The 14,616-nt window shown below is 41.3% G+C and carries 13 protein-coding genes; 2 read left to right on the forward strand and 11 right to left on the reverse strand.

Features of this window, described 5'->3' with window-relative positions; all coding sequences use genetic code 11:
- Positions 1-2 precede the first annotated feature (2 nt).
- The 8 genes from ORI98_RS01595 to murJ all read right to left on the reverse strand — a co-directional run bounded on the left by ORI98_RS01595 (position 3) and on the right by murJ (position 9,212).
- Positions 3-1,016: a PilW family protein gene (locus ORI98_RS01595; protein ID WP_306133995.1), complete on the reverse strand. Its 1,014-nt coding sequence runs from the start codon at positions 1,014-1,016 to the stop codon at positions 3-5.
- The gene (gene pilV / locus ORI98_RS01600) at positions 1,017-1,544 is read right to left on the reverse strand and encodes a type IV pilus modification protein PilV (protein ID WP_306133996.1); all 528 of its coding nucleotides are present in this window, start codon (positions 1,542-1,544) and stop codon (positions 1,017-1,019) included. It abuts the gene before it with no gap.
- 259 nt (positions 1,545-1,803) lie between these two features.
- Complete coding sequence (gene ispH, locus ORI98_RS01605) at positions 1,804-2,733, reverse strand: 4-hydroxy-3-methylbut-2-enyl diphosphate reductase (RefSeq protein WP_306134062.1); 930 nt, start codon at positions 2,731-2,733, stop codon at positions 1,804-1,806.
- A gap of 39 nt (positions 2,734-2,772) precedes the next feature.
- The gene (fkpB, locus tag ORI98_RS01610) at positions 2,773-3,216 is read right to left on the reverse strand and encodes an FKBP-type peptidyl-prolyl cis-trans isomerase (protein WP_306133997.1); all 444 of its coding nucleotides are present in this window, start codon (positions 3,214-3,216) and stop codon (positions 2,773-2,775) included.
- Positions 3,213-3,731, reverse strand: a complete 519-nt coding sequence (lspA, locus tag ORI98_RS01615) for a signal peptidase II (protein WP_261297585.1) — start codon at positions 3,729-3,731, stop codon at positions 3,213-3,215. Before lspA ends, fkpB begins: the two co-directional genes overlap by 4 nt.
- 12 nt (positions 3,732-3,743) lie before the next feature.
- Entirely contained in the window at positions 3,744-6,566 is a 2,823-nt protein-coding gene (ileS, locus tag ORI98_RS01620) for an isoleucine--tRNA ligase (RefSeq protein WP_306134063.1), read from the reverse strand.
- Between the two features lie 31 nt (positions 6,567-6,597).
- The gene (ribF, locus tag ORI98_RS01625; RefSeq protein WP_306133998.1) at positions 6,598-7,533 is read right to left on the reverse strand and encodes a bifunctional riboflavin kinase/FAD synthetase; all 936 of its coding nucleotides are present in this window, start codon (positions 7,531-7,533) and stop codon (positions 6,598-6,600) included.
- Between the two features lie 110 nt (positions 7,534-7,643).
- The gene (gene murJ, locus ORI98_RS01630; RefSeq protein ID WP_261297583.1) at positions 7,644-9,212 is read right to left on the reverse strand and encodes a murein biosynthesis integral membrane protein MurJ; all 1,569 of its coding nucleotides are present in this window, start codon (positions 9,210-9,212) and stop codon (positions 7,644-7,646) included.
- A gap of 258 nt (positions 9,213-9,470) precedes the next feature.
- Here murJ and rpsT point away from each other — a divergent pair, with 258 nt between their 5' ends.
- The gene (gene rpsT, locus ORI98_RS01635; protein ID WP_261297582.1) at positions 9,471-9,737 is read left to right on the forward strand and encodes a 30S ribosomal protein S20; all 267 of its coding nucleotides are present in this window, start codon (positions 9,471-9,473) and stop codon (positions 9,735-9,737) included.
- A gap of 138 nt (positions 9,738-9,875) precedes the next feature.
- Here rpsT and ORI98_RS01640 read toward each other — a convergent pair whose 3' ends face one another.
- Complete coding sequence (locus tag ORI98_RS01640; RefSeq protein ID WP_188841265.1) at positions 9,876-10,172, reverse strand: metalloregulator ArsR/SmtB family transcription factor; 297 nt, start codon at positions 10,170-10,172, stop codon at positions 9,876-9,878.
- A gap of 134 nt (positions 10,173-10,306) precedes the next feature.
- On the opposite strand from ORI98_RS01640, the gene ORI98_RS01645 reads away from it, so the two are divergent.
- A complete protein-coding gene (locus ORI98_RS01645) occupies positions 10,307-11,743 on the forward strand; it encodes a M20/M25/M40 family metallo-hydrolase (RefSeq protein ID WP_306134000.1) in 1,437 nt (478 codons plus the stop codon).
- 173 nt (positions 11,744-11,916) lie between these two features.
- On the opposite strand, the gene yaaA is transcribed toward ORI98_RS01645, so the two are convergent.
- Complete coding sequence (gene yaaA, locus ORI98_RS01650; RefSeq protein WP_261297580.1) at positions 11,917-12,693, reverse strand: peroxide stress protein YaaA; 777 nt, start codon at positions 12,691-12,693, stop codon at positions 11,917-11,919.
- Positions 12,694-12,817: 124 nt separating this feature from the next.
- Positions 12,818-14,254, reverse strand: a complete 1,437-nt coding sequence (locus ORI98_RS01655; RefSeq protein WP_261297622.1) for a sodium:alanine symporter family protein — start codon at positions 14,252-14,254, stop codon at positions 12,818-12,820.
- Positions 14,255-14,616: the final 362 nt, after the last annotated feature.

The following is a 14,616-nucleotide window of genomic DNA, read 5'->3' on the forward strand; positions in this document are numbered from 1 at the left end:
ATCTAGCTCCCTATAAGCATTGGGTTCTCTAAAATTACGGTTGTTGACATCACCTTACGCCTATAGTGGTCTTTAGGTGCGGCTATCGTTTTATCTCCTAACTGATATTCAACATCATTGGTGTAAGTAAAGTCTTCTCGCTGCGACCTAACCAACACATATATTTTTACAGCAACCAAACGGGGTAGCGTAAGTAATGTTGCATCTGTATTGGGTCTCATTAATGCAGACTCCCACATTAAATTTGAAACGTTAGAAACAGGTCTATATATATCAACAACACCATCTGCATCATCATCAAATCCATATAACACTCGAATATTTTCGATTCCTTCGACTAGCTGTTCCTCGTTATTCATACCATTAGTTACCGTCAGCGTACGTCGTCTCAGAACTGGTATCTCACCGTCATTTTTAATAAAATAAATATGATGCTGATACTCCCAAATTCGACTATTTTCAAGAACAGGCAAAGCTTGCCCACCAGTGAAAAAAATTGCGTCATGAGATGCGGTTGCGACATAGTGACGTGAAGTATTAAGCGGTAAAGGAGCCCAGGGTCCTAAGAGTCTTTTAAGTTGAATGACGTCGGTATTTGCTCGCACCCCAACCAAACAATTTATTCCTGCTCCACTAACACCAGCTTCATAACCCCAAACGCGCCTAAATTGGAGCCCAGAAGTATTTGGAAGTGTCGCATTATTAGCTCCCCCACCGAAGCAATCATTAGGCACTGCCCCCGACATAACATTAGGGTTGGTAGTATCTATGTCGCTCCCAGTATAATCACCAAAAAAACCCAGTTGGCTTATATCTCGCTCCATAATCGCCAGAGCTATCCGGCCATTTTCTTGCAATTGATTAAACTGGCTGGTTGTCGTCACATTAGATGACGACATACTAAACATGGTAAAAACGCCCGCGGTTAAGAACAAGCCGATAACCATAGCGACCATTAACTCAACCAGAGACATACCTTTTTGATATACTTTTAGACTTGGGTTTATATTTCTCATCTAAATAATCACTGTTTGAATAGAAAATATACGGCGGTTCAATTTGCCAATTCCGCACGATGGTAAATTGGCATCAATTGTCGTCTTTCGAATCCCTCGCCATGCGAGGACTACAGTTACGGTATTTGCATTAACCTCAATACAGGCAGTAGGTGTATCTAACCCTCCTACATTTTTCTCACCAATCTTTTCACTAGCCCCTGAAAAAGATGCTCGCCATTCATATAAATCCCAGGCCATTAGCTCATCTGCGGAGCAAAGGGCTGCGCCATTACATGATTTAGGTGCCGTAGACGGCATATCCACATAAGGTGAGTTGTCATCATATTGCGCTAATCGACTTCTATTCAGCTTCATCCTGTTGATAATATCATTGGCATAATAAGAAGCTTGAGTTTGCTGGAAAGATTCAAAGCTACCTCTTTTGGCAACAATATGTAAATTGAAAATGCCAATAAGGCCTATCACTAGAATAAGCAGTGAGACCATCACCTCAATGAGAGAAAATCCTTTGACTTTAGCTTGCATGTGTCAAGCCTTCGACAATCGCCATAATTTTGACCTCAAAAATAACGTTTTAAGCTTAAAAATCTATAACTTATACCGTATGTGTAGACAAATAATTCTAACTTACAAGTTGGTAACAATCTAGTTTAATCTGTTTACGTTTGCGTAAAGCGACTATAACTAACAACTATACTCCGATTAAAATTTAAGCACAAAAAAACCCGTAACTAAAAAGCTACGGGTTTATTTAATACAGTATGACTGAGAAAAAGCGCTTACGCTACCTTAACTCGGCAGGCACCGCAAAAACGATATCTTCTTTGCGCCCTTCCACCTCAGTGATCACGCTAGGCGCATGTTCAGCAATCGCATTTACAACCTGCTGAACTAACACTTCTGGTGCCGAAGCTCCAGCAGTAACAGCGACTTTGGTGACGCCGTCAAACCATGAAGGTTCAACATCAGCAGCAGTATCAACTAAATAAGCCTGGGTTCCGGTTTTTTCAGCTAGTTCACGTAATCTATTTGAATTTGAACTGTTTTTAGAGCCTACAACAATGAGTAAATCAACTTGTTCAGAAAGTTGTCTTACCGCATCTTGACGGTTTTGAGTCGCATAACAAATATCATCTTTACGCGGACCTTCAATAGAAGGGAAGCGTGCTTGTAATGCAGCAATAATATCTAGTGTGTCATCCACAGATAATGTTGTTTGAGTAACAAAGCATAAGTTGTCAGGATTTTTTACCGTTAGGGCATTAACGTCTTCTGGCGATTCAATTAAATAAACCCCGCCTTCATCATTATCATATTGCCCCATTGTGCCTTCAACTTCAGGATGGCCTTCATGGCCAATCAAAATGCACTCAATACCTTTGCGGCTAGCTCGGGTCACTTGTAGATGCACTTTAGTCACTAATGGGCACGTCGCATCAAATACTTTTAAGCCACGAGTTTTAGCTTCTTTTCTTACTGCTTGTGAAACACCGTGGGCACTAAAAATAACAATTGAATTGTCAGGTACTTGATGCAACTCTTCAACAAAAATGGCACCGCGATCTTTTAAGTTTTGCACCACATAACGATTGTGCACCACTTCATGACGAACATAAATCGGCGGTTCAAATAGCTCTAATGCGCGCTCAACGATACTAATAGCCCGGTCAACCCCCGCACAAAAACCTCGAGGATTCGCTAATAAAATATTCAATTCGGCAGAGGTAGGATCAACTTTTAACATGGCTAATGTTTACTCCGTGATGACTTTGACAACGTCCAATTCAAAAGTGACTTTACGCCCAGCTAAAGGATGATTTAAGTCTACAGTGATTGAATCACCCAATGTTTCACGCACGATACCAGGAATTTCACTGCCACCGGGGCCAGCAAAACTGACAATAACACCAGGCTCTAATTTCATGTCCGCCGGAAAACGACTCCGATCCATATGGTGAATCGCATCTGGATTCGACTCACCAAAAGCATCTTTAGCCTCTAGGGTAAAAGTATGCTTATCTCCAGCCATTAAATTAATAATCTGCGCTTCCAAAGCTGGACTTAAACTTTGATCACCGATATTTAATCGTGCAGGTTTGCCAGATGCTTTAGTGCTATCAGCAGTAGAGCCATCTTCAAGAATGATATTCATATGACAAACAATCGCGTGAATATCTGGCTGATTTAAATCGGTCACTTTGGTTGCTCCTGTTCAGCATTTACTACATCAGGTTTAAATGCTTCCCAAATAATCAGTACTGCACCAATAAAAATAGCTGAGTCGGCAATATTAAATGCAGGGTAATGGCTGGTGTTCCAGTAGAAATCGATAAAATCGACAACAAAACCATGCATTAAACGATCAACTAGATTACCTAATGCGCCACCTATGACTAAGGTGTATGCAAGGTTTGTACGCAGCATTTGATGTGATTGCTTTCTTAACCATATAGTCAGTATTGTACTAAACCCTATGGCAACAACAGCAAAAAACCATCTCTGCCAACCACCTGCATCACTTAGAAAGCTAAAGGCTGCACCGTAATTGCGTACATAAGTAAAATTAAAAAATGGCAACAACTGAATTGAGTCATATAACTCAAACGTATTCAGCACCCATTGTTTAGATAGCTGATCTGCAATAAACACAAATACAGCTACCCAATACCAACGCAAGCCACTGTCCTTCCAATTTAATGGAGCAGTACTCATAAAATCATACCCTTATGCAAACTCGCGTTTTTCGCCTTCACCTTCAATATTGGTCACACAGCGTTGACACAATGTTGGGTGAGCTTCAATGGTGCTAACTTCTTCACGGTGATGCCAGCAACGTTCACACTTTTGCGCATTACTTTTGGTCACCACTAATTTAAGGCTTTCGAGCTCTGTAACCACTGCATCTGCTGGTGCATCGGCTAAAGGTGCAACAACGGCTTTAGAAGTTAGCAATACAAAGCGTAGTTCATCATCTAACTTAGCCAACTGCGCCATAAGCTCGGTATCAGCAAATAGCGTCACTTCAGCTTCTAATGAACCACCAATACGCTTATCACGACGGGCTTGTTCAATCACTTTGTTAACTTCATTTCTAACCGTAAGCAGCTTCTGCCAATATTCATCGCTTAAGTCAGAGTCAAGCGTTACAGATTGTAATCCTTGATACCATTCTTCAGTAAACACATACTTTTCACGTTTACCCGGTAGTAACTGCCACACTTCATCCGCGGTGAAGCTTAAGATTGGTGTGATCCAACGTACCATAGCTTCAGCAATGTGGAATAAAGCCGACTGACAACTACGACGCGCATTACCATCTTGTTTAGCGGTATATTGGCGGTCTTTAATAATATCTAAGTAAAATGCACCCAGTTCAACTGAACAGAACTGCATTAACTTTTGAGTGACGAGATGGAAATTATATTGATCGTATGCGGCAATAATTTCGTTTTGCAACGCATCTGCACGGCGCATAACCCAGCGATCTAATGCCACCATATCTTCTGGGGCTACCATATCGGTTTCTGGATTGAAGCCATTCAAGTTAGCCAATAAGAAACGCGCGGTATTGCGTATACGTCGATAAGCATCAGCACTGCGGTTTAGAATTTCATCTGATACCGTCATTTCACCGCTATAATCAGTTGCGGCAACCCACAAACGTAGAATATCAGCACCGAGTTTGTTGGTAACTTGTAATGGCGCTATCACGTTACCGACAGACTTAGACATTTTGCGGCCTTTACCATCAACGGTAAATCCGTGTGTCAGCACTTGCTTGTAAGGCGCTTTGCCATTCATAGCCGTTGAAATCATCAGTGATGACATAAACCAACCACGATGTTGATCGCTACCTTCAAGATACAAATCAACTTCATGGCCTTGGAACTCAGGACGTGATGCTACAACCGATGAGAAGGTTGAACCCGAGTCGTACCACACGTCGAGTGTGTCTGTCACTTTGCGATATTGTGAAGCTTCTTCACCAAGTAGTTCAGACTCATCTAAATCCCACCAAGCTTGAATACCCTGTTGCTCGATACGGTGCGCGATACGCTCCATCAACGAAACACTATCAGGGTGTAACTCTTCGGTTTCACGGTGTACAAATAAGGTGATTGGCACTCCCCATGTACGCTGACGTGAAATACACCAGTCTGGACGGTTCTCAACCATTTTCTCGATACGGCTTTGACCCCAATCAGGTACCCACTGTGTTTTTTCAATTTCAGCTAATGCTTGAGTACGTAGGCCTTTGTTATCCATCGAAATGAACCACTGTGGCGTTGCACGGAAAATAATCGGGGTTTTGTGGCGCCAGCAATGCGGATAACTATGACGATAAGCCACATGATTCAGTAATGCGCCTTTTTCTTTTAAAAGTGCTACCACGTTATCATTGGCTTTAAACACATGTTGACCAGCAAAGAATTCAGTATCAGGCTTAAATACGCCATTATCACCCACAGGGTTTGCAACTTCTAAATCATATTTTTGACCAACAACAAAGTCGTCTTGACCATGACCAGGTGCTGTATGAACAATACCGGTACCAGCGTCGGTGGTAACATGGTCACCTAAAATTGCGGGGACATCAAAACTTAAAAAAGGATGTTTAAAGCGCGTTAATTCAAGTTCTGCACCTTTGATTTCACTAATAATAGTATGTGAATCAAATGCAAAACGTTCAACACATGACTCAACTAACACCCGACCTAAAATCACCGCTGCGGTTACACCCTCTTTGGTGTATTCCACTAAGCTGTAATCTAATTCAGGACTGAGTGACAATGCGCGGTTAGCCGGTAATGTCCAAGGAGTGGTTGTCCAGATGACCATAGAAACGGGATAAGCGTAATTTTCAACGCCGAACTTAGCCGCAATGGCTGCGCTATCAGTCGCTTCAAAAGCCACATCGATTGCGGGTGACGTTTTATCTTCGTATTCAACTTCGGCTTCAGCTAACGCTGAACCACAATCGGTACACCAGTGCACAGGTTTAACACCTTTATGCAAGTGGCCACTGTCAATCACTTTCGCCAGTGAGCGAACAATATTCGCTTCAGTGCTGAAGTCCATGGTCAGGTATGGGTTGTGCCAATCACCTAACACGCCTAAACGGATGAAGTCATCACGTTGACCTTCAACCTGAATAGCCGCATATTTACGACATTCTTCACGAAACTCTGCAGCAGAAATTTTCTGCCCAGGCTTACCCACTTTTTGCTCAACTTTCAGCTCAATAGGTAAACCGTGACAATCCCAACCAGGGATATAAGGCGCGTCAAAACCTGACATGGTTTTAGACTTGATAATAATGTCTTTTAGGATTTTATTAACTGAGTGACCAATATGAATACTGCCATTCGCATATGGAGGGCCATCGTGCAAAATAAACGGTTTACGACCCGTTCTATTTTCACGAATGTGTTGATACAGCCCATCTTGCGTCCAGCGATTTAACATTTCTGGCTCGCGATTAGCTAAGTTACCACGCATCGGAAATTCAGTTTCCGGCAAATTCAAAGTCAGTTTATAGTCGCTCATTGATCCCATACCGTTGTTTAAGCTGAATACATCAGCTTGCATCAAAGCTGAACAAAGCCTTGGCTTCATTCGCATCATTCAAAATTTGTTTTTTTAGTGCATCGAGTGATTCAAAAGGTTGTTCATCACGAATTTTTGCCACTAATTCTACTTCTACTCGCTTGCCATACAAGTCACCATCAAAATCGAATAAGTGCACTTCTAATTGGCAAACTTGGCCTTGCACCGTTGGTCTAAAACCAATATTAGCAACACCCTCATATATATCACTGTCATCCCAAAAAAAACGCACAGCAAAAACACCGCGTACTGGAACAACTTTCCTTTTTAAAGCAATATTTGCCGTTGGAAAACCTATGGTTCTGCCAATTTTTTGTCCGTGGGCCACTCTACCACTTAAGATAAAGGGGTGTCCCAGCAACCGCCTTGCTTGCTCTAAGTTACCAAGCTGCAGTTGCTCGCGTACTAAGGTTGAACTCACACGTTGCGAGCCAACAATAAAACTTTGCGTACTCACCACAGTAAAACCAAATTCTTTTCCTGCAGCGACCAACATATCAAAGGTGCCTTCACGGCCTTTGCCAAAACAAAAATCGTCACCAACTACGAGGTATTTCACCCCAAGCTTATTAACAAGTAAATCTTCAATAAAAGCTTGTGCGGGTTGACTGGCAAAAGAAGGTGTAAAGTTAACACACAATAAACGGTCGACTTCTAGCTCATCAAGTAAACGGACTTTATCACGCAGCAAGCTTAACCTTGCAGGCGCTTTGTCGCCACGAAACAATTCTTGTGGCTGAGGCTCAAAGGTCATTATCGTTGCAGGCAATTGAAAATGATGCGCTTTATCTACCAAACGTTTTATCACTTCAGCATGGCCACGATGCACACCATCAAAGTTACCAATGGAGAGCACGCACCCATGATGAGAAGGTAATATATTGTGTATACCGCGGATTAATTCCATTTCGCCAATGCTTGCCCAAGTAATTTGATGTTAGTAAATCGGCAGATTATATACCCAAAGCCCTATTCACTTAAACCCACTAACTCTATTAAGCCCGTTTAATTCTATCTTTATCGTGAAACAGGGGCTTTTTTAATTTTCCATGGCCTCACGCCAAGTAAAAGCAACGTCATTAAATAACTGATTGCACCAGCAATAATTAAGGTGATAAGCATCAGCATTCGATGACCAATATTCCAACTCAGCCACTGAGATTGATCTGGGGAGAAATAAAATAGCAAACCAGACATCACAGCTGTAGCAACAATAATTTTAAAGGTAAAAATCAAAGTAGAACGGCTGACTTGATACACCCCAGCTTTATGCAGACCTCGATACAGTAACCCAGCATTTAGCAGTGCGGACATTGATGTTGCTATCGCTAAGCCTACATAACCAAAAGGAATAGCAAAAATAAGGTTAAAAAACATATTGGTTACCATAGCAATTATGCCAAATTTAACCGGTGTTTTAGTATCCTGCCTTGAGTAGTAGCCTGGGGCTAACACCTTAATCATCATAAAGCTCAGCAGGCCGGCACCATAAGCCACTAGACTGTATGAAGCCATTTCAACATCTGTGATGCTAAATGCTCCACGCATGAATAGCACCATTAACATTGGTTGAGCGAGTAAAATCAAGCCGAACATCGCGGGCATACCCAAAAGCAAAATAGCTTTAACTCCCCAATCCATTGTGTGACGAAACCCTTCTCCTTCAGCATTAATATGCTTTTTTGAGAGCGCAGGTAAAATCACCGTGGCAATGGCAATACCAAATAATCCGAGCGGAAACTCAAGCAATCGATCGGCGTAATATAGCCAGCTAATCGATCCCGTCATTAAAAAGCTGGCTATAAAAGTATCGAACAGTAAGTTGATTTGCGAAACCGAAACGCCGAAAAGCGCAGGGATCATTAAAGTGCGAATTTTAACCACACCAGGATGATGCCACCCCCATGAAGGTTTAACTAAAGCACGATCTTGGATTAAAAAAGGAATTTGAAATATAAATTGTACTAGGCCACCAACAAAAACACCCCATGCTAATCCAATTTCAGGGCTTTCCATGGTAGGCGAGACATATAAAGCAAATGCAATGATCGAAATATTAAGAAAAACAGGCGTAAACGCTGAAACAGCAAAGCGACCTCTGGTATTTAAAATTGATCCTGCTAAGGCGGTAAAGGTGATAAACCACAAATAGGGGAAGGTGATTTTCAGCATTAATGATGCAAGTTCAAATTTTTCGGCATTCGGGCCATCATTTAACCAATCTAAAAACCAGCCTCCGCCAAACAATGCCGCTAATATAGGTGAGCCTAATACCCCAAAAAGTGTCACCAATGTAACTAATCCCCCCAAGGTACCGGCAACTTTACCGATTAACTCCCTTGTTTCTTCTGGAGTATGCTTTTCTTGGTATTCAGTTAAAACAGGTACAAAAGCTTGTGCAAAAGCACCTTCTGCAAACAGTCGACGTAAAAAGTTTGGTATTTTATTCGCGAAAAAAAACACATCGGCACTACTTCCCGCACCCATTAGGTTTGCAATGACAACATCCCGCACCAAACCCAATACGCGTGAAATCAATGTCATAGCACTAACAATCACACCTGATCTTATTAACTTTTTACTCAATTGGCCCCCTGAAGCACATCCTGCCCACAAAATTTAATGGGATTTGTCACAAATATTCTAACCAAGCCCTGTCACATAGGCGAAAGAGCTGTTAGAATTGCCGCCACATATTACACGAGTGGGTTGAAGATAAGCACGCTCGATTGAAATTTTTATCTTTATGATGGCATTTCAATCATTGTCGTTGACAAAGCGACAAAAAGCAGGCATATTCCTCGGCCTTTAAAAGTATCAAATCCAGTTTTTAGGAGTTGCACCTTGGCTAATAGCAAGTCTGCAAAGAAGCGCGCGCTTCAGTCTGAAAAGCGTCGTCAGCATAATGCAAGCCGTCGCTCTATGTTACGTACATACGTTAAAAAAGTTATCGCTGCTATCAAGAGCGGTGACCACAAAGCGGCTACAGAAGCGTTCGCAGTTGCACAACCAATCGTTGACCGTATGGCGACAAAAGGCCTTATTCACAAGAATAAAGCTGGTCGTCAAAAGGCACGTTTGAATGCTAGAATCAAAGCACTAGCTGCTTAATTTTAGTAATCAATTTAAAAAACCGGCTTAGGCCGGTTTTTTTATGCCTAAAATTTAGCCCTATCTTATTTATGTTTTTTTTTGCAATAAAAAAGCCTTAATCAGGTTAATGATTAAGGCTCAATAAAAAATTGAAAACTAGTGGCAATACATATTATTTAGCACTTGAATTAACGCTTTCACTTCATCACTTTTTAACGAGTAATAAACAGTTTGTGCTTCTTTACGTGTACACACTAAGTCATCCTTTCTTAACCATGCGAGGTGCTGTGATAACGCAGACTGACTCAAACCTAGCTTTTTATTCATATCGCCAACGCACATTTCACCATCATTTAAAAGGTGGCATAAAATAAACAATCTACGTTCGTTTGCTAGTGCCTTCAGTAACACAACAGCATGATCGGCTTGTTGTTGCATTTTTTCTATATTCATCACCCGAAATACTCTCCTCATCTAACCTTAGCCTAATATAGCGTCACCTTAAAAATAGAGTCGGGACATGAAGCACACTTTTTGGTAGATTGTTTAAAAAAGTGAGACATAGTTAGAATATTTGAAGGAAACTCATGAAAAACTATACGCACGTCAGCTTAACCGCCTTATTTACAATGGCATTATTAGGCTGTCAACCGACCTCCTCCTCGGTTCAAAAAAAACCTGAATTGGTGATAAATAATTCACAAGACGCAATCATTAGTCAGCAACTTGCCCAAAAAGCCTTAAATTCAAATGCCGCTTATGACATTGTTGAATCACTGACGGTAGAAGTGGGTCCAAGGTTAGCTGGAACAGACAAAGATATCATGGCGGTTGATTGGGCCATGGAAAAGTTATGGTTGATGGGATTTGATAAGGTTTATAAAGAATCTGTTCAAGTACCCGCTTGGTCTCGCGGCCATGCAAGTGCCAGTATCATAGCGCCATATGATCAGCCTCTAGTGATTACCGCACTAGGTGGAAGTGTTGCGACCCCAATTAAAGGAATTCAAGCTCCGATTGTACGATTTGATTCATTAGAAGAACTTACATTAGCCTCTCCTGGTCGCATAGAAGGTAAAATAGTATTCATCGACCATAAAACTGAGCGTCATAAAGATGGTAATGGTTATGGTGTGACTGTGGGTGGTCGTTCAAAAGGTGCCGTTGAAGCAGCTAAAAAGGGAGCGGTTGCCATTGTCATTCGTTCAATAGGCACAAATCACGACCGTATGGCACACACTGGCATGATGCGATATGAAGAAGATGTACCTAAAATTCCTGCCGCGGCAATGTCTATTCCTGATGCAGAACTGATTAACGACATGCTTAAACGCGACCCTAATATTGTGATGTCATTAAATATGACCTCAGAAAACCTTGGTATTGCAACATCATATAATGTCATCGCCGAAGTGACTGGCAGCAGTAAGCCTGACGAAATAGTGCTAATCGGAGCACATTTAGACTCATGGGATGAAGGCACAGGTGCAATAGATGATGGCGCAGGTGTGGCAATTGTGACCGCTGCGGCAAAGTTAATTCAAGATCTGCCGCAAAAGCCAGCTCGCACTGTAAGGGTTGTCTTATATGCTGCTGAAGAAGTGGGCTTGGTCGGCGGTAAAGCATACGCTGCTCAACATGCGGATGAATTAGATAAGCACTATATTGCGGCAGAATCTGATTTTGGCGCAGGACCAATTTATCAAATAGACTTCAATGTCGCACCTAGCAGCTTTAGTCAGGCACAACATCAAGTCTCTGCAATGACGCTATTTGGCGTCGCGTTAGGCACAAACGATGCGTCTGGTGGCCCAGATGTATCTATGATGCCGGGTTTAGGCGTTCCTGTTGCATCATTAAAACAAGATGGTACCGATTACTTTGATTACCACCACACGCCTAATGACACCTTAGATAAAATTGATCCCAAGGCATTAGCCCAAAATGTGGCTGCTTATGTTCAATTTGCTTATATGATGGCGCAATCTGAAATTGATTTAAGACCGTTAGCTTCGTCTAAATAATTTCAATGTCATATTGATAAAAAAGCCCTTATTAAGGGCTTTTTTGCATTAACTGATAAAGCGCTATTTAAGCTGAGGTCTGGTTTAATAGGTAAAACATCTACACCACAAAGCCTTCATTGCACTCATGACCAACAATCCCTTAGCTTACAATCTTTAAAGCCTTACAAGCTCTAAACTTGCTCTTCTCGTAAAAACACAGGGCTATTCGGGGTGGATTGCGCGGGACTATAAAAATAGCCTTCAAGATCAAATTCGAGTAATGCTGATAATGTCTTAGGTTGCTTATCTATCAAGTATCTTGCCATCAAACCACGGGCTTTTTTGGCATAAAAGCTGATGACTTTGTATTGTCCATTTTTGCAATCTTTGAACACTGGCGTAATTAACTGACCATTAAGTTGTTTTACTTTTACCGACTTAAAATACTCATTAGAAGCTAAATTAATAATGATGTCATCACCTTGTTCTAGTAATGCATTATTTACCTCTTTGGTAATGGTATCGCCCCAAAAAGCATATAGGTTACTTCCATGAGGATTAGCAAGCTTTGTTCCCATTTCAAGGCGATATGGTTGCATTAAATCTAACGGCTTAAGTAATCCATATAAACCAGATAGTATGCGTAAATGTTGCTGTGCTGATTGAATTTGTGCTTCAGATAAACTATCCGCATCAAAGCCTGTATAGACATCACCTCTAAAAGCAAAAATGGCTTGCTTGGCGTTATCGGGAGTAAAGTTGGGCTGCCACTGCGCAAATCGGGCTGCATTTAACCCTGCAATTTTATCACTGACCTTCATCAAGCTGGCTATATCAACTGGCGAAAGCTCACGACAAACCTTAATAAGTGATTCACTGTAGGATAATAATGTTGGCTGAGTGAATGTTTTCGTCGCAGGGGGATTTTCAAAATCTAACGTTTTGGCAGGTGATACTAAAACCAGCATAGTTTGCTCCTCTTTCTTAATTAGGTTTATGATACGTGACTAATATAAAAAAACCATGCTAAATCAGCATGGTTTTTTCGATTAAGCTAACGCACATTTTCAATGCATTATATCTTTGTACTATCTATGACTTATGTTTTGCGGAGCCGTCAGGCCAAATCTTTTCTTCTAATTGATCAGCTAACTCCGGAAATTTACTGGTATCAAATACGGGATCTTTGCCAGCCTTAACTTGCTCGCGATAGTCATTAATGACTCGAATAGCCAAACCAGATAGTAATGAAATGGCGACAATATTCACCAAGGCCATTAAGCCCATTGAAACGTCGGCTAAATCCCACACCAAACCAATTTTAGCCATAGCACCAAACATTACCATGCCTAATACAATCAATCTAAAAATGGGTAACGCCTTTTTACTATTACCTGATAAAAACATCACATTGGTTTCAGCATAAGAGTAGTTTGCAATAATGGAAGTAAAGCAAAATAGCAAAATGGCAGCTGCAATAAATCCACCACCCCAACTGCCAACATGCGAAGATAGGGCATTGATTGTCATACCAATACCTTCACCAGAACCAGCAGCCTCACCTGATAATAAAATAATTGCTGCTGTCGCGGTACAAATCACGATGGTATCGAAAAATACCCCCATCATTTGAATGTAACCCTGTGATGCTGGGTGATTCGGATTAGGAGATGCGCTGGCGGCAATATTTGCCGCACTGCCCATACCGGCTTCATTTGAAAACAAACCACGTGCGATACCAGCTTGCATGGCTTGCGCAACACTATAAGCAATGGCACCACCAGCCGCTTCTTGCCAACCAAACGCACTATTGATAACAAGCATAAACACTCTAGGCAGCTCGGTTACATTCATCATTACAACTACAAATGCCATCAAGATATAAGCCAGCGCCATCACAGGTACAATAAATTCAGAAACCTTAGCCACTTTCTTTAAACCACCCATAATAACGACGCCGCTAAAGGCTGTGATCCCAATCCCCACATAAAGCGGATTAAAATCAAATACCGTCGTCATTGCGCCAGCAATGGTATTAGCTTGAACAGCATTAAAGACTAGACCAAAACAGATAATGAGTAGAATGGAGAATAAAATCCCCATCCAACGCTGCCCTAAACCTTTCTCCATATAATAAGAAGGGCCGCCGCGATATTGTCCATCCACATCTTTAACTTTGTAAACTTGAGCAAGTGTGGATTCGATCATTGCTGTGGCCATGCCTAAAACCGCAATAGCCCACATCCAAAAAACAGCCCCTGGTCCTGCAACACCTATCGCAAAGGCTACACCAGCCATATTACCTGCACCGACACGCGCTGCCATACTGGTACAAAATACTTGGAAAGATGACAAGCCATTCTTTCCTGGTCGGCGACTTATAGAAAGTAACTTAAGACCATGACCAAACTGGCTAAACTGAATAAATCCCAGCCTAATGGTGAAATATAACCCTGCACCCACTAGTCCGTAGACTAATAATTTGCCCCATAGGAGGTCATTTAAAAAATTAACGATCGTCTCTAACATTGCCATAATGCTTGTCTATTCCTTTGGGATAGCTTTATTTTGTGCAACCTAAGTATAAGCACGACAAAATAAAAATATCTTAGTTATTTGATTATTATAGATTTAATGTAATAACTGAGTAATAACCCGTTATTTAACTGGCTTCATTATACTCATTCAACAAACTATCTCTAATTTAGTTTGCCCAACTAAACTGAAATTTCAGTGTTAATTGTATTTTTTTAACAAGAGCAAATTAACACGAGCTGTCAAACTGATCTTGATAAGCTGATCGCAAAAAAACATTCCTCCCCCGCCAGAATAACAAATCGACAACCTTATAAACTGCTCAAAATTAAACCCGTTAACACTTCAAAAACAAT

Source organism: Shewanella sp. ULN5 (assembly GCF_030731885.1).
GTDB classification, from domain to species: Bacteria; Pseudomonadota; Gammaproteobacteria; order Enterobacterales; family Shewanellaceae; genus Shewanella; species Shewanella holmiensis.

What these genes read in the sequence shown, in the direction of transcription:
- ORI98_RS01595 (WP_306133995.1), bottom strand. Translation starts at nt 1,016, where the DNA reads ATGAGAAATATAAACCCAAGTCTAAAAGTATATCAAAAAGGTATGTCT.
- pilV (WP_306133996.1), bottom strand. Translation starts at nt 1,544, where the DNA reads ATGCAAGCTAAAGTCAAAGGATTTTCTCTCATTGAGGTGATGGTCTCA.
- lspA (WP_261297585.1), bottom strand. Translation starts at nt 3,731, where the DNA reads ATGAGTACTGCTCCATTAAATTGGAAGGACAGTGGCTTGCGTTGGTAT.
- ileS (WP_306134063.1), bottom strand. Translation starts at nt 6,566, where the DNA reads ATGAGCGACTATAAACTGACTTTGAATTTGCCGGAAACTGAATTTCCG.
- ribF (WP_306133998.1), bottom strand. Translation starts at nt 7,533, where the DNA reads ATGGAATTAATCCGCGGTATACACAATATATTACCTTCTCATCATGGG.
- ORI98_RS01640 (WP_188841265.1), bottom strand. Translation starts at nt 10,172, where the DNA reads ATGAATATAGAAAAAATGCAACAACAAGCCGATCATGCTGTTGTGTTA.
- ORI98_RS01645 (WP_306134000.1), top strand. Translation starts at nt 10,307, where the DNA reads ATGAAAAACTATACGCACGTCAGCTTAACCGCCTTATTTACAATGGCA.
- yaaA (WP_261297580.1), bottom strand. Translation starts at nt 12,693, where the DNA reads ATGCTGGTTTTAGTATCACCTGCCAAAACGTTAGATTTTGAAAATCCC.
- ORI98_RS01655 (WP_261297622.1), bottom strand. Translation starts at nt 14,254, where the DNA reads ATGTTAGAGACGATCGTTAATTTTTTAAATGACCTCCTATGGGGCAAA.